At 71.7% G+C, this 16,981-nt stretch carries 15 protein-coding genes and 1 pseudogene; 6 read left to right on the forward strand and 10 right to left on the reverse strand.

The window, feature by feature from the left end:
- Positions 1-193: 193 nt before the first annotated feature.
- From HDA43_RS28820 to HDA43_RS28840, 5 genes and pseudogenes are all read right to left on the reverse strand, one after another.
- Positions 194-1,672: pseudogene (locus HDA43_RS28820) on the reverse strand (ABC transporter ATP-binding protein/permease); the annotation flags it as partial.
- The gene (locus HDA43_RS28825) at positions 1,669-2,412 is read right to left on the reverse strand and encodes an ABC transporter ATP-binding protein (protein ID WP_179827216.1); all 744 of its coding nucleotides are present in this window, start codon (positions 2,410-2,412) and stop codon (positions 1,669-1,671) included. The pseudogene HDA43_RS28820 and the gene HDA43_RS28825, both read right to left, overlap by 4 nt.
- On the reverse strand, positions 2,409-3,518 hold the full coding sequence (locus tag HDA43_RS28830) for a FecCD family ABC transporter permease (protein WP_312873591.1): 1,110 nt from the start codon (positions 3,516-3,518) through the stop codon (positions 2,409-2,411). Before HDA43_RS28830 ends, HDA43_RS28825 begins: the two co-directional genes overlap by 4 nt.
- Positions 3,515-4,534: an ABC transporter substrate-binding protein gene (locus HDA43_RS28835; RefSeq protein WP_179827218.1), complete on the reverse strand. Its 1,020-nt coding sequence runs from the start codon at positions 4,532-4,534 to the stop codon at positions 3,515-3,517. The genes HDA43_RS28830 and HDA43_RS28835 overlap by 4 nt, the downstream gene beginning before the upstream one ends.
- A gap of 560 nt (positions 4,535-5,094) precedes the next feature.
- Positions 5,095-6,207 carry a ferritin-like domain-containing protein gene (locus tag HDA43_RS28840; protein ID WP_179827220.1) on the reverse strand — a complete coding sequence of 371 codons (1,113 nt, stop codon included), beginning with the start codon at positions 6,205-6,207 and terminating at the stop codon, positions 5,095-5,097.
- 123 nt (positions 6,208-6,330) lie between these two features.
- Between HDA43_RS28840 and HDA43_RS28845 the strand changes: the two genes are divergently transcribed.
- The gene (locus tag HDA43_RS28845) at positions 6,331-6,975 is read left to right on the forward strand and encodes a TetR/AcrR family transcriptional regulator C-terminal domain-containing protein (protein WP_179827222.1); all 645 of its coding nucleotides are present in this window, start codon (positions 6,331-6,333) and stop codon (positions 6,973-6,975) included.
- A 216-nt stretch (positions 6,976-7,191) separates the two neighbouring features.
- Here HDA43_RS28845 and HDA43_RS28850 read toward each other — a convergent pair whose 3' ends face one another.
- Both HDA43_RS28850 and HDA43_RS28855 read right to left on the reverse strand, forming a co-directional pair.
- Positions 7,192-7,686, reverse strand: a complete 495-nt coding sequence (locus tag HDA43_RS28850; protein WP_179827224.1) for an aggregation-promoting factor C-terminal-like domain-containing protein — start codon at positions 7,684-7,686, stop codon at positions 7,192-7,194.
- Positions 7,687-8,008: 322 nt separating this feature from the next.
- Complete coding sequence (locus tag HDA43_RS28855) at positions 8,009-8,422, reverse strand: aggregation-promoting factor C-terminal-like domain-containing protein (protein WP_376770528.1); 414 nt, start codon at positions 8,420-8,422, stop codon at positions 8,009-8,011.
- 229 nt (positions 8,423-8,651) lie between these two features.
- Between HDA43_RS28855 and HDA43_RS28860 the strand changes: the two genes are divergently transcribed.
- Positions 8,652-9,137, forward strand: coding sequence for a glutathione peroxidase (locus HDA43_RS28860; RefSeq protein ID WP_179827228.1), 486 nt, complete (start codon positions 8,652-8,654; stop codon positions 9,135-9,137).
- On the opposite strand, the gene HDA43_RS28865 is transcribed toward HDA43_RS28860, so the two are convergent.
- A complete protein-coding gene (locus HDA43_RS28865; RefSeq protein WP_179827229.1) occupies positions 9,109-10,107 on the reverse strand; it encodes a LacI family DNA-binding transcriptional regulator in 999 nt (332 codons plus the stop codon). The two genes, HDA43_RS28860 and HDA43_RS28865, sit on opposite strands and share 29 nt — an antisense overlap.
- Positions 10,108-10,284: 177 nt before the next feature.
- On the opposite strand from HDA43_RS28865, the gene HDA43_RS28870 reads away from it, so the two are divergent.
- Positions 10,285-11,505, forward strand: coding sequence for an ABC transporter ATP-binding protein (locus HDA43_RS28870; RefSeq protein ID WP_179827231.1), 1,221 nt, complete (start codon positions 10,285-10,287; stop codon positions 11,503-11,505).
- Between the two features lie 192 nt (positions 11,506-11,697).
- Here HDA43_RS28870 and HDA43_RS28875 read toward each other — a convergent pair whose 3' ends face one another.
- Entirely contained in the window at positions 11,698-12,450 is a 753-nt protein-coding gene (locus tag HDA43_RS28875; RefSeq protein ID WP_179827234.1) for an SDR family NAD(P)-dependent oxidoreductase, read from the reverse strand.
- A gap of 242 nt (positions 12,451-12,692) precedes the next feature.
- Here HDA43_RS28875 and HDA43_RS28880 point away from each other — a divergent pair, with 242 nt between their 5' ends.
- Genes HDA43_RS28880 through HDA43_RS28890 form a run of 3 tightly spaced genes read left to right on the forward strand, consistent with a single transcriptional unit; the run spans position 12,693 to position 15,621 of the window.
- Entirely contained in the window at positions 12,693-13,256 is a 564-nt protein-coding gene (locus tag HDA43_RS28880; RefSeq protein ID WP_179827236.1) for an LPXTG cell wall anchor domain-containing protein, read from the forward strand.
- Between the two features lie 22 nt (positions 13,257-13,278).
- Positions 13,279-15,012 carry a DUF4012 domain-containing protein gene (locus tag HDA43_RS28885; protein WP_179827238.1) on the forward strand — a complete coding sequence of 578 codons (1,734 nt, stop codon included), beginning with the start codon at positions 13,279-13,281 and terminating at the stop codon, positions 15,010-15,012.
- A gap of 12 nt (positions 15,013-15,024) precedes the next feature.
- Positions 15,025-15,621, forward strand: coding sequence for an arsenate reductase/protein-tyrosine-phosphatase family protein (locus HDA43_RS28890; RefSeq protein ID WP_179827240.1), 597 nt, complete (start codon positions 15,025-15,027; stop codon positions 15,619-15,621).
- Here the strand turns inward: HDA43_RS28890 and HDA43_RS28895 are convergent.
- Positions 15,599-16,981: a tyrosine-protein kinase domain-containing protein gene (locus HDA43_RS28895; protein ID WP_179827242.1), complete on the reverse strand. Its 1,383-nt coding sequence runs from the start codon at positions 16,979-16,981 to the stop codon at positions 15,599-15,601. The two genes, HDA43_RS28890 and HDA43_RS28895, sit on opposite strands and share 23 nt — an antisense overlap.

The raw sequence follows: 16,981 nt of genomic DNA on the forward strand, positions 1-16,981 counted from the left end.
CCTGACCGGCCAGGAGCTCGCCAGGTGGCCCGGCCTCTTGGATGCGGCCGTCGGCCATGACGACGACCCGGTCGGCGCCTTGGACGGTGGACAGCCGGTGGGCGATCATCAGCGTGGTCCGGCCGCCGGACAGGGTGTCCAGCGCGTGCTGGATGGCGGCCTCGTTGGCGGCGTCCACGGCGGAGGTGGCTTCGTCGAGGACGAGGATGGGGGCGTCCTTGAGCAGGGCGCGGGCGATGGCGATGCGCTGACGTTCGCCGCCGGACAGCTTCAGGCCGCGCTCTCCCACGACGGTGTCGTAACCGTCGGGCAGGGCGGCGATGAAGTCGTGCGCCTGGGCGGCGCGGGCGGCGGCTTCGAGCTGGCCGGCGGTGGCGTCGGGGCGGGTGAGGGCGAGGTTGCGGCGGACGGTGCCGTGGAAGAGGTAGGTGTCCTGGGACACCACGGCGACCAGGGCGCGCAGCCGGTCGAGGGGCAGGTCGCGGAGGTCGACGCCGTTGACGCTCACGCGCCCTGCGTCGGGGTCGAAGAAGCGCAGCAGCAGGGAGGCGACGGTGGTCTTGCCTGCTCCCGAGCGGCCGACGAGGGCGACGCGTTCGCCCGGGGCGATGTCGAGGGTGAAACGGTCGAGGGCGGGGCGGTCGCGGCCGGGGTAGCTGAACAGGACGTCGTCGAAGGTCAGCGAGGGTGGTCCCGTCAGGTCGAGAGGGGTGGTGCCCTGCGCGGGTTCGGGGGTGTCGAGGATCTCGAAGACGGCCTTGAGCGAGGGGACGGCGCTGTGGCCGGAGTGGTAGGCCGCCTCCAGTTCCTTCAGCGGCCGGAAGCTCTCGGCGGTGAGCAGCAGAATGAGCAGCAGTTCGGTGACGGTCAGCTCGCCGGCGGCCAGCCGCAGTGCCCCGGTGCCGAGCGCCACGGCGGTGCCCAGGCCGATGATGAACGCCACACCGCCGACGTAGCCGACGACGATGGCCATGAGCCGGATCGAGTCGCGGCAGAACCGCTCGGCCAGGCGGGCCAGCTCGGCACCGCGGCGGCCACTGGCGTTGAACGCCTTGAGAGTGGCCATGCCCTGCAGCGCGTCCAGGTTCTCGGCGTACAGGTCCTTGTAGCCGCGGAACCAGGCCGCGTTGCGGTCCCGCAGCACGCGGTCCGACACCAGTGGCAGCACCGGCATGAGCAGCGCGCAGGCCAAGACGACGGCGCCGACCAGCGGGTCCAGGACGAACAGATACGCGGTCACCGCGACCGCGCCGAGGACGGCGGCGATCACCTGGGGCAGGAATCTGCTGATGTAGGCGTCGGCGGTCTCGATGCCGTCCACAAGAGCGGTCTGCGCGGAGCCGGTGCGTCCGCGCTGGGCGTGGGCGGGGCCGAGCCGCAGCAGCTTGGCGGTCAGGCGGTGGCGCAGTTCGGCCTTGACGGCGCCCGAGGCCCGCAGCGCGACGGGCTCGCGCACGGCCAGCGCGGCGCTGCGGACGAGCTGCAGGGCGACGACCACGGCGACGAGCCAGGCGATCGAGCCTGCGCCGTGCCCGGCGAAGATGCGGGACAGGGCCTGGGCGACGAGCACGCCCTGGCCGACGTAGGTGGCCGTGATGGACAGCAGTAACAGCACGAGCCCTGCCAGGCGCCACCGGATGGACGGCGACAGGGCCAGCAGCCGGGGGATCACCGCTCCTCCTTGATTCGCTCGAAGACGAGCTGGGTGCGGTGTACGGCGCGCACGCCGTACACCTGACAGACCAGCTCCGGGGTGAGGACCCGGTCGGGTGGTCCGCCGACCACGATGCGGCCGGCGTTCATCACATAGAGGCGGTCGCAGAAGGCGGCGGCCTGGTTGAGGTCGTGCAGCACGGCCAGGGTGGCGATGCCCAGCTCGCGCACCAAATGCAAGATCTCCAGCTGGTGGCGGATGTCGAGGTGGGAGGTGGGCTCGTCCAGCAGGAGCAGACGGGTCTGCTGGGCCAGGGCGCGGGCGAGGAGGACGCGTTGTTTCTCCCCGCCGGACAGGGTGGCGAAGATCCGTTCGGCGGCGCCGGCCAGGCCGACGCGTTCCAGAGCCCGCGCGCACAGCTCCTCGTCGGCGGCGGCGTCGGCCTTGTACGGGGTGCGGCCCATGAAGACGATCTCGGCCACCGTGAAGTCAAGGTCGGCCGGGGTCTCCTGGGCGACCACGGCGGTGCGCCGGGCGGCCTGGCGGGCGGGCAGCCGGTGCACGTCGTCACCGTCCACGGCGATGAGCCCGGCGGCAGGGCGCAGCGCCCGGTAGATCGAACGGAGCAGGGTGGACTTGCCGCAGCCGTTCGGCCCGACCAGGCCGACGAACTCGCCGTCGTCCACCAGCAGGTCGGCCTCGTGCACGATCGGGTGGCCGTCGAGCGCGACGGACACGCCGCGCAGGTCGAGCTTCACGTGACGCTCACCGCCCGGTCCACGGAGCGGCGGCGCAGCAGCCACAGGAAGAACGGCACGCCGAACAGGGCGGTGACGATGCTGAGCGCCAGTTCCTGCGGCGCGTTGACGGTGCGCGCGGCGATGTCCACGAGCTGTAGGAACACGGCTCCGAGCAGAGCGGCGACGGGCAGCACGCGGCGGTGGTCGGCGCCCACGAGCAGCCGGGCGGCGTGCGGCACGATCAGGCCGACGAACGCGATCGCGCCGCTGGTGGCCACCAGCACGCCGACCAGCAGCGAGGTCAGCACGAACAGGGTCAGGCGGAAGCGGTGCACGTTCACGCCGAGCGAGACGGCCGTCTCCTCTCCGGCGGCGAGCGCGTTCAGTGGGCGGTGCTGCAGCAGCAGGTACGTCACCCCGGCGGCGAGGACGACGGCCGGCAGCGGCAGCATGTGCCAGCGGGCACCGCCGAGGCTGCCCATCAGCCAGAACAGCACCTGCTGGGCGGCCCGGCCGCTCTGCGCCAGTTGCAGGACGAAGCTGTAGGCGGCCTGGAACAGGTACGCCAGCGCCACCCCGGCCAGCACGAGCCGGGACGGGGACAGGCGGCCGGACCGCTGCGCCAGCACGTACACCAGGGCGAGCGACAGCAGGGATCCGGCGAAGGCCGCGGCCGACAGTGAGAGCCCGCCCAGCGCCGAGGCGCCCAGGATCAGCACGAGCACCGCGCCGAACGAGGCGCCGGAGGAGATGCCGAGCAGGAACGGGTCGGCCAGCGGGTTGCGTACCAGGGCCTGCAGCGCCGCCCCGACCACCGCCAGCCCGGCCCCGACCAGGAGCGCCAGTAGCGCGCGTGGCAGCCGGAACTCCCACACGATCTGCTCCTGCGCCGGGGTCCAGGTGCGCGGCGCCCCGTCGGTCAGGACGCCGGGGAGGAGACGGTCGGCGACGATGCCCCAGGCTTGGGGCAGAGCGACGTGCACCGCGCCGATGCTCACCGCCAGCCAGGTCGAGGCGACGACGGCGACGGCGAGCGCGGCGATGAGCAGGAGGAACCCGCTCGCGCGGCGGTTCTTCGGCACGAGCCCGGTCTGTGCCGGGCTCTGCCGGGTTGCGCTGGTCACCGGGTGAACGCGTCGGGGTGCAGGAAGCGGGCGATGTCGGCGATGGCCAGGATGTTGCGGTAGCCGGGGTGCTGGGCCGCCACCGGAAGCGCGAGGTAGCGCTGGTCCTTGGCGGCCGGGCTGTTCCTGGCGATGGCGAAGACCTCGGCGGCCTTGGCCGGCGAGCTCGGCATGTCCTCGCCGCGCAGGGTGGCGTAGTCGCTGATCAGGACGGCCTCGGGTTGGGCCGCGCTGACTTTCTCGGCGCTGACCTCGGTGTAGTCGCCTTTGACGTCGGCCAGCACGTTCGTCCCGCCGGCGGCGGTGATCATCTGGTTGGTGATGCCCGCGCCGCCGTAGGCGTTGACCGGGCCCCTGCCGCCGTCGGCGGCCAGCACCTTGACCGGGGTGCGGCCGGCGACGCGCTTCGTGACGTCGGCGAGCCTGCCCCGAAGTTCGCTGATCAGCGCGTCGGCACGGTCGGGGACACCGAAGATCGAGCCGAGATTGCGCAGGTCGGCGTAGGTGTCGTCGATGGTGAACTCGAGCACCTCCTCGGGGCTGCACCAGCCGCCCAGGATGTACACCGGGGAGCCGGCCGCGTCCAGCTCCTCTACGGTGGCGTAACCGCCGGCGGCGTCGAAGCCGGCCATCGCGTTGTCCAGGACGAAGTCCGCGCCCTGGGCGAGCATGACCTCCTTCTGCGGCAGCATGATCGTGTCGGAGATCTCCGGGATCTTGACGTACTGCTCCTTCTGCCCCGGCAGGAACGGGCTCTCGGAGAAGTTCGTGCGCCCGGCGATCCGGTCGCCCAGGCCGAGGGCGAGCAGGGTCTCCAGGGCGGGGTGGTAGCCGGTCACCACCTTGGCGGGTGGCTTGTCGAACGTGAGCTTGCGTCCGCAGTTCTCCACCGTGACCGGGAAACCGGCCTGCGGCGCCGCCGCCTGCCCGGCCTCCCGGCCGGTCTCCCGAGTGGCGGGAGCCGATGAGCAGGCGGTCAGTGTCAGAGCCGCCACCAGGACGAGCAGCCTTCTCATGATCGGGATACCGCCTTCAGCGGCGCGTCGTCGCCAACGGTCGGGGTGATGCGGGGCGGGCGGCTCATGTGGTGAGTCTCCGGAGGTTCAAGGTCGAACGATCAACATGCGTGAAAGCACCACATTCTGCACATAAGTTGCAATTGCCAGCAAGTGGCAATAGGGAGGCGATGGCTGGAGGCGAGCCTCGGCCCACTCGGCGCGGGCGGGACACTCCTTGGGATCCTCGATGCCGGCTCGCAGATCCTGGCCGGCTCGCGGCGCCGGGACGGCCTCCAGCACGGCGGTGAACCGGGTGCGGTCGTTGGTGTCTCCGCCGCCGGGCACAAAGGCCATCGGCGGGCCGCGCCCGTCGATGGCAAGGTGGATCTCAGTGGTCGGTCCGCGCGCGGCGCGGGGATCGAAGGCCCGTGCGCGAGCCGCGCTCAGCGTTCAATGATCACGGAACATAACCCGGGCGGCGCCGTACGGCGCCGCCCGGGTTCCGCCCGCCGTACGGCGCCGCCGGGCGGGGAGGACGCCGGCCGGGCAGGAGGGCGCCGGCCGGCGGGGAGTGGCGGTCAGGAGCCGCCGAGGGCCACCGTCTCGGCCACCTCGTCGCGGCGCTCGGTCTCCTCGGCGGCGAACCGTTCGGCGTCGAGCCGCTCGGCGATGTCCTCGTCCTGCCTCATGAGCGCGTCCAGGTTCTGGCCCGCCATGTCCAGCACCCCCATGTCGGCGTAGGCCTGCTGCAGGCGCGGGCTCCACAGGCCGATGTCCTTGACGCAGGGGACGATGCGGCTGAACAGCAGGGAGCGGAACAGCCTCATGTACTCCGACTGGTCGACGGCCTCCATGGCCTGGGCGACCTCGGCCTTGTTCAGGCCGATGGTCTCCCACGTCTCCCGGCCGCGCAGCCGGTCGCGCATGAGGTAGCAGCCCTCGATGACGAAGTCCTCGCGCTCGCGCAGCTCGGTCTCGCTGAGCTGGCGGTAGTAGTCGCGCAGCGCCATCCGGCCGAAGGCCACGTGCCGGGCCTCATCCTGCATCACGTAGGCGAGGATCTGCTTGGGCAGCGGCTTGGTGGTGATGTCGCGCATCACCCCGAAGGCCGCCAGCGCCAGGCCCTCGATGAGCACCTGCATGCCGAGGTAGGGCATGTCCCAGCGCGAGTCGCTCAGCGTGCTGTCCAGCAGCGCCTTCAGGTGGGGGTTGATGGGGTAGGCGTGCCCGACCTTCTCCTGCAGGAAGCGGGCGTAGGTCTCGGCGTGCCGGGCCTCGTCCATGGTCTGGGTGGCGGCGTAGAACTTGGAGTCGAGGTCGGGGACCGACTCCACGATCCGCGCCGAGCAGATCATCGCGCCCTGCTCGCCGTGCAGGAACTGGGAGAACTGCCAGGAGGCGTTGTGCAGGCGGACGTCCTTGCGCTGCTTCTCGTCCATCCTGTCCCACAGCGGCGTGCCGTAGATGGCGATGGTGTTGTCGGGGACGCCGAGCACGTCGTACGGATCGACCTCAAGGTCCCAGTCGATGCGCTTGACGGAGTCCCACTGCTTGTCCTTGCCCTTCTGGTAGAGGGCGAGCATGCGGTCCCGGCCCTCGTCGTACTCCCACGTGAAGCGGGCGGCTCCGGCCGCCTCGACGTCCCACGTGGAAAGCTCGGCGGGGATCGCGTACAGGTCGTGCGTCGACATCTGGCCTCCAGGGACGTACACCGTACGTACACTGCGAGACTGGCACCCGTGCCGCGCGCGCGTCAAGAGACGGACGCGCGTGCCAGGAGACGGACGCGCGCCAGGAGAGGAGACAATGACGCCATGCCCGCCGAGCCGCTGTCCCGCCCGCGCATCGTCGCCGCCGCCATCGACCTGATCGAGCGCGAGGGCGCCGACGCCGTGTCCATGCGCAGGATCGCCGCGGACCTGGGCGTGGGCGTCATGTCGCTCTACAACCACGTGCCCAGCAAGTCGGCCCTGCTGGACGGCGTGGCCGAGGCCGTGCTCTCGCAGATCGAGTTCACCGACGACCCCGACGCCGAGTGGACCGACCGGGTGCGGATGCAGGCGCGGGCGTTCCGGCAGATCGCCCACCACTACCCGCGCTGCACCATGGTGGTGGTCAGCCGCCAGCTGAGCTCGACCGCCGGGCTGCTGCCGGTGGAGCGGGCTCTGTCCACGCTGCGCGACGCCGGATTCGGCGGGCGGGAGGCCGTGCGCGTCCTGCGGGTGTTCATCGCCTACATCGTGGGCTCGCTGCTGCGCGAGGTCGGCGTGACCCCGACGTTCGCCCCGGTCCACCGCCCCGACATCGCGGTGGCCGACGCCGATCCGCTGCTGTTCCCACAGGTCAGCGGGTTGGCCGGGCCACTGGCCGACTGCGACCACGAGGCGGAGTTCGAGTTCGGCCTGGAGATGCTCATCCAGGCCATCGCCGTGCAGCTGAAGCCGTACGGCACGGGGTGACGCCCGGGGCCTCGTGAGCCCCGGGCGCCGGTGGTCCGGCTCAGGTGTCCGTACGGTCCCGCCGGTCCGGGTGGTTCCGGCGGTCCGTACGGTCCCGGTGGTCCGGACGGCTCCGGCGGTTCGGGTGGGTCCGCCGGGCCGGACGGTCCTTTCCGCGGTCCTCCGGTCCGTCGCCGGCGGGAGTGCTCCCTTCCCCTGGGCACTCCGCGCCGTGCGTCAGTACCAGTTGCTCGCCTGGAAGTGACCCCACGCGCCGCACGGCGTCCCGTAACGGCTCTTGATGTAGTGCAGCCCCCAGTGGATCTGGGTGGCGGGGTTCGACCGCCAGTCCCCGCCGCTGCCGCTCATCTTCGAGCCCGGCAGGGCCTGGGGAATGCCGTAGGCGCCCGAGGAGGGGTTGTGGGCCTGGTGGTTCCAGCCGCTCTCCCGGGTCCACAGGCTGTCGAGACATCGGAACTGGTCGTAGGACCACGCGCGCCGGGCCAGCAGGCGGAAGGCGATGGCCCTGTTCCTGCTGCTGGCGGTCCTCGCGGCGACCCTGACGGGCCTGGCCCGGGTGAACCAGGTGCCGCGGTGCATCATCGCCCCGGCCTGCTTCCGCAGGACGGGTTCCGCGAGCTCCTCGGCCCACCCGATAGCCGCCGGGCCCACCATGGTGGAGGTGGCGAGCATGGTCACAACTGCGTTACGCAGAACGCGATAACTGTCCACATCAGTCCTTCTTCGCCGGCCGCGTGCGGGAGGCGGCGGGGGAGACGGTGCTCCCCCGCCGCTCGACGTTCCGGCACCCGTGGCTCGGATGCGGAGGCCCGCGCGGTCTCGCCGGCCCGATTCCGGCATGAGGCCCGCGGCGATCTCTCTACGGCGCTTTCTAGTACGCGCGGAGAGCGCCGGTCGCCGACTGCGGCGCGCGGAGGAAGGATGTTTGCGGGTTCTTGTCGGTACCCGGGCGGTTCGGCGACGGCTTTCTTGCCGGCCGCCGTTCCGCTATGCGGGGGGAAGGGATGAAGATCAGCCCGGGATGGGGTTTGGATCAATACCAACCGTGGGAGCGGAAGTGCGTCCATGCTCCGCACGGCGTGCCATAGCGCTGCTTGATGTACGAAAGACCCCATTTGATCTGGGTCCTGGGGTTGGTTCGCCAGTCGCGCCCGGAGCTGGCCATCTTCCCTCCGGGCAGGGCCTGGGGGATTCCGTAGGCGCCGGAGTAGCGGTTGCTGGCCCGGTGGTTCCAGCCGCTCTCCCTCGCCCAGAGCAGGCTCAGGCAGCCGAACTGCGCCCTGCTCCATCCCCGCGCCGCGACCATGGACGCGCCGATGGCCTTGTTGGCCTGCGCCGAGGTGTGGGTGGCCGAGGCGAGGGCGGGGGAGGACTGGGTGGCGACCCCGGCGCTGAGGGCCAGCGCCGAGGAGGCCAGCAGGACACCGGTACGGCGGAGCGTCGGCATAGGCATATCCCTTTCGTCTGGTTCGTCTGGCTGGGGACGTCGACACGATGCCGCAGCGCCCCCGGGGCCGGCCAAGCCGACAGGGAAAGTCAAGATCCATGTCAAAGATCCGTTAGAGTTCGATCAAGATATCGGCGAGGGGCTGAGCGCATCGCCTATGAGCTGTGTCACATTTCCCAAAGCGGGCGTCATAACTCTTGAATGTGACAGCAGGAATAAGCTGCAGATCATGAGAATTCGTGATATTTCCGTTCGCACGCTCGATGACGCCCCCACCACGCTCGGTGAGCTGGCCGGTGACGGGCCCGTGCTCGTCGTGAACGTGGCCTCCCGGTGCGGGCTCACCCCCCAGTACGCCGGCCTCGTCGAGCTCCAGCGCGCCTACCGCGAGCGGGGCCTGACCGTCGTCGGGGTGCCGTGCAACCAGTTCATGGGCCAGGAGCCCGGCGGACCGGAGGAGATCCGGGAGTTCTGCTCGGCCACCTACGGCGTGGACTTCCCGCTGCTGGCCAAGACCGACGTCAACGGCGAGGACCGGCACCCGCTCTACGCCGCGCTGACCACGGCCGTCGACGCCGACGGCGAGGCCGGGGACGTGCAGTGGAACTTCGAGAAGTTCCTGGTCTCCAGGGAGGGGGAGGTGCTGGCGAGGTTCCGGCCCCGCGTCGAGCCCGGCGACCCCGCCGTCATCGCGGCGATCGAGAAGTCCCTCTAGGGGCGCAGCTGCCCCGCACGACCAGCTCGGTCGGCAGCAGCACGCCGCGGGGGCGCCGGGCGCCCCCGCGCAGCACCAGCTCGGCCGCCCGGTACCCGATGTCCTGGGCCGGCTGGGCGATCACGGTCAGCGGGGGAGCGCACAGCTCGGCCCAGGGGACGTCATCGAACATGATCAGCGACAGGTCCCTGGGCACCCGCAGGTCCAGCTCCCGGGCGGCGAGCACGGCCGCCTCGCCCAGCAGGTTGCCCCCGGCGAGAACGGCGGTGAGGTCGGGGCGGTGCTGGAGGAGCCCGGCAGCGGCGGCGTAGGCGGAGTCGCGGCTGCCGCGGGCGAAGACGAGGAGCTCCTCGTCCACCAGGGGGCCGAGCGTCTCGCGGAAGGCCGCCACGCGCTGCTCCTGCCCCGGCCCGCCCAGGTAGGCGATGCGGCGGTGGCCCAGCCCCGTCAGGTAGTCCACCGCCGTCCGCACACCCGCCCGGTCGTCGGCCAGGACGGCGGGCACGTCGCCGCGCCCGGCCGGAACCCGGTGCGCGAACACCGCCGTCAGTCCGGTGCGCAGGGTGGGCTCCCAGATCTCCCCGCTCCCGGAGGGGATCGCGATCATCCGGTCCACGCCCTGCTCCAGCAGCATGCCGACCATCTCGGCCTCGCGCTCGGGGTCGTCGCCGGTGGCGCCCAGGATCACCGGCTCGCCGGCCGAGCGGGCGCAGGCCAGCACGCCGTCGGCCAGGCGGCCGTAGAAGCTGTCGGTGACGTCGGGCACCAGCAGGCCGATCCCGCCGGAGCGCCGCTGGCGCAGGTTGCGGCCGAGCGCGCTGGGCCGGTAGTCGAGCTGGGTCGCGACCGTCAGCACCCGCTCCCTGGTCTCCGGGCTGGCCGAGCCGCCGGACAGGACCCGCGACACGGTGGCCACCCCGACCCCCGCCGCCTCGGCGACGTCCTTGATGGTCGTACGACGCATGCTCATGGAAACGATTCCATCATGTTTTCCGTATTCGATCCAGTGCGGAGCGGCGTCTTCGGGGCTCCGGACAAGCTGAAATCGGGACAAACCCTTGACAGGGATTCCCGGTTCCGATGAGATGCATGAAAACGTATCCACATCGGGTGAACGCGGGGTTGGCCCGAGGCGCGAAGGACTGTGATGGCATCCATCGTTCTCAGGAACGTCGACAAGATCTACGCGGGTGGCGTGAAAGCCGTGAACAGCCTCAACCTTGAGATCAAGGACGGCGAGTTCATGGTGCTGGTCGGCCCCTCCGGCTGCGGCAAATCCACCGCGCTTCGCATGATCGCCGGACTCGAGGACATCAGCGGCGGCGAGATCATCATCGGCGACCGGGTGGTCAACCACCTGCCGCCGAAGGACCGCGACATCGCCATGGTCTTCCAGAACTACGCGCTCTACCCGCACATGACCGTCGAGGAGAACCTCGCCTTCGGTCTGAAGCTCCGCAAGATGCCCAAGGCGGAGATCTCCAAGCGGGTCAACGAGGCCGCCAAGATGCTCGGCCTGGAGCAGTACCTCAAGCGCAAGCCGGCCGCCCTGTCCGGCGGTCAGCGCCAGCGTGTCGCGATGGGCCGCGCCATCGTGCGCGAGCCGCAGGCCTTCCTCATGGACGAGCCGCTGTCCAACCTGGACGCCAAGCTCCGCGTCTCCATGCGCGCCTCCCTCAACACCCTGCACGAGCGGCTCGGCGTGACCACCGTCTACGTCACCCACGACCAGGTCGAGGCCATGACCCTCGGCGACCGCGTCTGCGTCCTGCGCGACGGCCTGCTCCAGCAGGTCGACACCCCGCAGAACCTCTTCGACAACCCGGTCAACCTGTTCGTCGCGGGCTTCATGGGCTCCCCGTCGATGAACTTCGTCAACGCCGAGCTGGTGCGCGGCGACGGCGGAGCCTCGGTCGCCTTCGCCGGCTTCAATCTCCCGGTGCCGCAGGAGACCTTCACCGAGAAGCCGGGTCTGGACCAGTACATCGGCAAGACGCTCATCCTGGGCATCCGCCCCTCGGACTTCGACGACGCCGTCATCGCCAACGGCCACGCCGGCGGCTGGGCCCGGCTGCCGGTCCGCGCCGAGGTCACCGAGGAACTGGGCTCCGAGATCAACGTGCTGTTCCTCATCGACGCCCCGCCGGTCCAGCACCAGGACACCGTCGCCGCCGCCGACGCGGGCGAGGACGAGGAGGCGACGCTGCCGCTGGTGGGCGACAAGTCGCTGTGGACCGCCCGGGTCAACTCCCGCAGCCACGTCCGCCCCGGCCAGAACATCGAGCTGGTCGTCGACACCCACAACCTGCACTTCTTCGACCCGTCCTCCGGCCTGGCGATCGGGCACCCGGCCAACGCCCGCGTCTGACCGCCCCCGGCGGGTCGCTCCCGTCCACCCCCGGTGAACCGAAAGGGCCCGTGCCACGACCCCCTCCCGTGGCACGGGCCCTTCCGTGTCCGCCGGCCGGCTCCGGGCCGGAGCCCGGAGCCGGGGTCACGGAGCCGAAGCCGGGGTCACGGAGTCGGTCTGCGGCGGCCCCGCGACCCCGGGGAACAGAACCTAGCGGCGCCCGAGGCGGCGGGAGACCTGGCCGGTCAGGCCACGGGGGATCAGCCTGCCGACCCCGACGATCACCTTGTAACGGATGTCGGGCACGCTCACCCGCGCCCCCAGGGCCAGGTCGCGCATGGCCGCGGCCACCACCTTGTCCGCCGACAGCCACAGGAAGCCGGGGATGCCGGAGGTGTCCATCGAGGCGCGGTCGTGGAACTCGGTGCGCACGAACCCCGGGCACAGCGCCATCACCCGCACCCGGGTTCCGGTCAGCTCGGCGGCGGTGGACTCGCTGAAGTTCACCACCCACGCCTTGGAGGCGCTGTAGGTGCCGCGGGTGAAGAACGCCGCCACCGACGCCACGTTGACCACCGCGCCGCGGTCGCGCTCGCGCATCCCCGGCAGCGCCGCCAGCGTCAGCCGCAGCACCGCCTCGCAGTGCACCTTCAGCATCCGCACCTCGTCGGCCACCGGCACGTCGAGGAAGGAGCCGGGGTGGCCGAAGCCGGCGTTGTTGACGAGCAGGTCCACCCCCTCGCGCAGCCGTTCCTCGACCTTCGCGATGTCCTCGTCGAGGGCGAGGTCGGCGGGCAGCGCCTCGGTCTTGACGCCGTAGCGGCGGTGGAGGGTCTCGGCGGAGGAGCGCAGACGCTCCTCGTCGCGGGCGACCAGGACGAGTGAGAAGCCGTCGGCGGCCAGGCGGCGGGCGAACGCGGCGCCGATGCCGGCCGTCGCGCCAGTGATCAGTGCGGTGGGCATGCACGCAGTCTAGAGATCACGCCGCCGCGCGTCCCGTCCCGCCGGAGCGCGCCGCCTCCCGGAGCCGGCGCGTGGTCCCGCCGACCGTCAAATAACGGAGAACAACCGCCGATCGTTCGGCAAGCGCCGCGGGCCGCGCCGTTCGTGTGATGTCTGGGCGAATATAACGGGTTGCGGGGACATGTCGCTCGTGTTCCGACGGTGGAACCGGGGCCTGGATCGACGATACGGGGGAATTCGGAATGACCAGAAGACACGCCGTGCCAATCCTGCTGGCGGCCGCCCTCGCGGGCGCGCCCGTCTTAGGGACCGCCGGCGCGGTGGCCGCCGCCTCGGCGGCGCAGCCGCCCAGTCATGAGATGCAGCCTTACCCGCCGCGTCCTTTCGGGCCGGGGGACTTCTTCGACGACCTGGCGGACGCGGCGCTGCTGGAAGCGCTGGCGAACGCCAACGAAAGGGACCCGGACGCGGAGGACGAGGACGAGGATCCGTTGGACCTGCTGGTCAGGCCGACGAAGGCCGCGGACGACGTCCCGCCGGGAGACGGATTCGATCCCACCCGTGGTCTCGGCGGCGGCGACGGCGACGACGATGACGATGACGACGACTGCGGCGGGGGCTGCGGGGGCGGCGGGTGCGGCCCGGGATGCGAGGCGCGGAAACAGGTGAGCAGCCAGGCCGCGGAACTGCCGTTCACCGGGGCGCCCGTGGGGCTCATCGCCGCTGCGGGCGGCGGCCTGCTGGCCGTGGGAGCGACGGGCATCCTGCTCTCCGTGAGGCGTCGCCGATCCTCCGATGCCGGATAGGAGACATCGCCGGACAGCAGTGATGAGCCTGCTGGCTCTCACCGCCGTCACCGTGCCCGCCGGGGGCTGGGCGGCTCATCTCGGCCTGGGTGCCCGGGATCATCTGGAGGCGACGAGGAACGCGCTTCTCCGGTTGCGCACGGTGGCGGCCTCGGGCGACCTGGAGCTGACGGCCGGGCCGCTGCGGGAGGCCCGATGGCACGCCGCCGAGGCGGGCAGGCTCACCGGCGGCCCGGACTGGTCGCTGATCGCGCACGCCCCGGTGGTGGGGGGGATCGCGACGACCGTGCGGGGACTGGCCGAGAGCGCGGTGGAGCTGACCGACGTCCTGGCGGACGTGCGGCAGGCGGGCGCCGCGGTCCTCACGGCCGGGACCCGCACGGGTGACACGGGACGCCTGCTGACGGCGCTCGACGGGGCGGCGCCGGTTCTGAACGACTCGGTCACCCGGCTCGGGCGGGCAGGCGCCCGCCTGGCGGCGACCCCGGCCGGCACCGGAGTCGACGAACTGGACCGGGCGCGGAGCACCGCCCTGCGGGAGATCGACCGGCTGCGTGACGGCCTCGGCGACGCGGCGACGGCGGCCGCCCTGCTGCCCCCGCTGCTGGGCGGCCACGGCCCGCGGCGTTACTTCCTGGCCTTTCAGACCAACGCCGAGGCGCGGGGCACCGGAGGCATGGTCGGCGCGTTCGGGATCCTGACGGCCGACGCGGGCGAGATCCGCGCCGGCCGGTTCTCCGCCCGGACGGGAACCATCGCGAGCCCCGTCCCCGTCGTCGACCACGGAGCGCGGTTCCGGGAGCACTACGGGCCGTACGCGACGAGGCTGCTGTCCGTCTCCAACCTCTCCCCCCACTTCCCCTACGCCGCGGCCGCCTGGACCGGCCTGTGGGAACGGCGGCATCACCTGCGGCTGGACGGCGCCATCGCGACCGACCCGGTCGGCCTGTCCTACCTGCTGGAACTCATCGGCCCGGTCACCCTGCCCGGCGGCGAGGCGGTGACCGCCGCCAACGTCGTCGACCTCACCGAGCGGCAGGCCTACGCCCGCTATCCCGACCCCGCGGCGCGCAAGAGGTTCCTCATCGGGATCGCCGCCGCCGTCAGCCGGAGACTGCCCGCCGCGTTCACCGACCCGGTGAGACTGCTGCCGGTCATGACCCGGATGGTCCGGGAGCGGAGGATCCAGGTGTGGAGCCGCCGGGACGACGAGCAGCGGCTCCTGGCCGCGACGCCGGTCGGCGGCGTGCTGCCGCAGCGGCCGGGGCCCTTCGCCGGACTGGTGGTCAACAACTCGGCCGGCGGCAAGCTCGACTACTACCTGAAGCGTTCCGTCGGCTACGAGCTGGGACGCTGCCTGGGCGGGATCGGGCTGCGCCTCAGCGAGGTGCGGATCCGGCTCACCAACGACGTGCCGAGGGGAGAGCTGCCCTCCTACGTCACCAACCGCCTGGACTCCACGCGGGACCGGCACGCCCCCGGGGCCAACCTGTCATGGGTGTCGCTCTACGCGGCGGTCGGCACGAAGGTCAGGGCGGTGTGGCTCGACGGCGAGCGCGTACCGGTCACCCGGAACGAGGAGCGGTCCCACCCGGTTTACTCCACCCTGGTGGAGTTCGCCCCCCGGCAGACGAGGACGCTGGAGTTCGAGCTGGCCGAACCCGTCTCCGCCGAGACTCCCGTGGTCCCGGTGCAGCCGCTGGTCCATCCGCAGCGCACCCGGATCACCGAGGACCGGCGAGGCTGCGCCTCATGACGGTGAAGGGACGTGCGAGCGGTGACGATGTCGCGGGACGACGCCGGATTTCACATCCTGTTCGTGTGCACGGGCAACATCTGCCGCTCCCCGGTGGCGGAGCGGCTGGCCAGGTCGGCCCTGGGGCCCGCCTCACCGGTCCGGGTGAGCAGCGCGGGAACCCACGCCGTGCCGGGGGGCCGGATGGCCGAACGCGCGCGGGAGTCGCTGGTCCGGCTCGGCGGTGATCCCGGCGGCTTCGCCTCCCGGCCGCTCACTCCCGAGCTGGTGGCCGCCGCCGATCTCGTGCTGACGGCCGCCTCCGAGCACCGCGCCCGCGCGGTGCAGCTGCTGCCCGCGGCCGCCACGCGGGTCTTCACCATCGCCGAGTTCGGCGCCCTGTCCCGGGCCGTGCCGCCCGAGACGGTCCTCCGCCACCGGGACCTCGTACGGCGGGCGCACACACTGGTCGCCGAGGCGCGGGCCCTGCGCGGCCTGGTCCCGGTGGAGCGGCCCGACATCCCCGACCCCCACGGCGGCTCCCGGCGGGCCCACAGGACGGCGAGCCGGAGGATCGCCGAGGCGCTCGCCGTCCCGCTCCGGTTGCTCACACACCCACGGGAGTCTTGACCTCGGTGTTCGCCCCGGGTTCGTAGCCGTAGCCGTAGCCGTAGCCGTGGTAGTTGCTCCTCCTGACCGGGACGAAGTTCAGGACGGCCCCCACCAGGCGGGCGTTGATCGACGACAGCAGTTCCACGGCGCGGACGAGGTGCTCCCGCCGGGTCCTGCCGTACCGCGCGATGAGCAGCGCGCCGTCACAGATCGCCGCGAGCGCCGCGGCGTCGGTCACGGGCAGCAGCGGCGGCGCGTCGATGATCACCATGTCGTGGCTCTCCATGAGCTGGCCGAGCAGCGTGCGCATCGCCTGCGAGGCGAGCAGCTCGCTCGGGTTGGGCGGGACCTGACCGCTCGGCAGGACCGACAGGCCCGGCTCCCCCCAGGTCTGGACGACGTCCCGCAGCGCCATCTTCCCGATCAGCACGTCCGTGAGGCCGGCCGCGCCCTCGATGCCGAGGTAGTGCGGGATGCGCGGGCGGCGCAGGTCGCCGTCCACCAGGATCACCCGCCAGCCGGCCTGCGCGAGTGTGATCGACAGGTTGGTGGCGATCGAGGACTTCCCCTCGCCCGGCAGGCAACTGGTGACCACCAGTGACCGGGGCTGCCGGTCGACGCCGATGAACTGCAGGTTGGTGCGCAACGAGCGGAACGCCTCGGCCCTGGACGAGCGGCCGCGGTCGCGGACGATGAGCGGCTGGCGCCGCGCGTTCCGCTCGTAGCCGATGGTCCCGAGGATCGAGCTCTTCGACGTCAGCCGCAGCACCTCGTGTGTCTTGACGGTCGTGTCCAGGCGGTCACGCAGGATGATCGAGCCGACGGAGAGGAACAGCGCGGCCACCAGGGCGAGCGCCAGGTTGACCAGCGGCCTGGGGCTGACCGGCTCCGTGGGGACGTCCGCCGGGTCCACCATGGTCACCCTGACGACGGAACGCCCGGGGGAGATCGGCCGCTCGATCTCGCTGATCAGCTTGGGGAAGCCGGTTCCCAGGGCGTTGGCCAGCCGCGCGGCGCGCACGGGGTCGGTGTCGGCGACCGTGGCCCGGATGAGCACCGTGGCGGGGATGGCCTCCGCGGTGATGTTCTCCTGGAGGCGCCGGACGTCACCGCCTTCGGCGATCCTGTCGAGCATGCGGCGGCTGGTCAGCAACCGGGCGTACGACTGCACCCGCTGCTGGGACAGCATCCCCGCCTGGTAGGCGGTGGAGAGGCTGCCCTCCCGGTCCTCGCTGTAGACCATCATGGAGATCGTCGCCGTGTACTTGGGCGGGGTGTTCGCGGTCACGGCGAGCGCCGCGGGGACCGCGATGACCAGTGCCAGCAGGATGAGCAGCCAGTTCCTGCGTGCGAGCCGTACGTAGTAGAGCAGTTCCAC

Source organism: Streptosporangium sandarakinum (genome assembly GCF_013409935.1).
GTDB lineage: Bacteria > Actinomycetota > Actinomycetes > Streptosporangiales > Streptosporangiaceae > Streptosporangium > Streptosporangium nondiastaticum.

What these genes read in the sequence shown, in the direction of transcription:
- HDA43_RS28835 (WP_179827218.1), bottom strand. Translation starts at nt 4,534, where the DNA reads ATGAGAAGGCTGCTCGTCCTGGTGGCGGCTCTGACACTGACCGCCTGC.
- HDA43_RS28840 (WP_179827220.1), bottom strand. Translation starts at nt 6,207, where the DNA reads ATGTCGACGCACGACCTGTACGCGATCCCCGCCGAGCTTTCCACGTGG.
- HDA43_RS28845 (WP_179827222.1), top strand. Translation starts at nt 6,331, where the DNA reads ATGCCCGCCGAGCCGCTGTCCCGCCCGCGCATCGTCGCCGCCGCCATC.
- HDA43_RS28855 (WP_376770528.1), bottom strand. Translation starts at nt 8,422, where the DNA reads ATGCCGACGCTCCGCCGTACCGGTGTCCTGCTGGCCTCCTCGGCGCTG.
- HDA43_RS28860 (WP_179827228.1), top strand. Translation starts at nt 8,652, where the DNA reads ATGAGAATTCGTGATATTTCCGTTCGCACGCTCGATGACGCCCCCACC.
- HDA43_RS28865 (WP_179827229.1), bottom strand. Translation starts at nt 10,107, where the DNA reads ATGAGCATGCGTCGTACGACCATCAAGGACGTCGCCGAGGCGGCGGGG.
- HDA43_RS28870 (WP_179827231.1), top strand. Translation starts at nt 10,285, where the DNA reads ATGGCATCCATCGTTCTCAGGAACGTCGACAAGATCTACGCGGGTGGC.
- HDA43_RS28875 (WP_179827234.1), bottom strand. Translation starts at nt 12,450, where the DNA reads ATGCCCACCGCACTGATCACTGGCGCGACGGCCGGCATCGGCGCCGCG.
- HDA43_RS28880 (WP_179827236.1), top strand. Translation starts at nt 12,693, where the DNA reads ATGACCAGAAGACACGCCGTGCCAATCCTGCTGGCGGCCGCCCTCGCG.
- HDA43_RS28885 (WP_179827238.1), top strand. Translation starts at nt 13,279, where the DNA reads ATGAGCCTGCTGGCTCTCACCGCCGTCACCGTGCCCGCCGGGGGCTGG.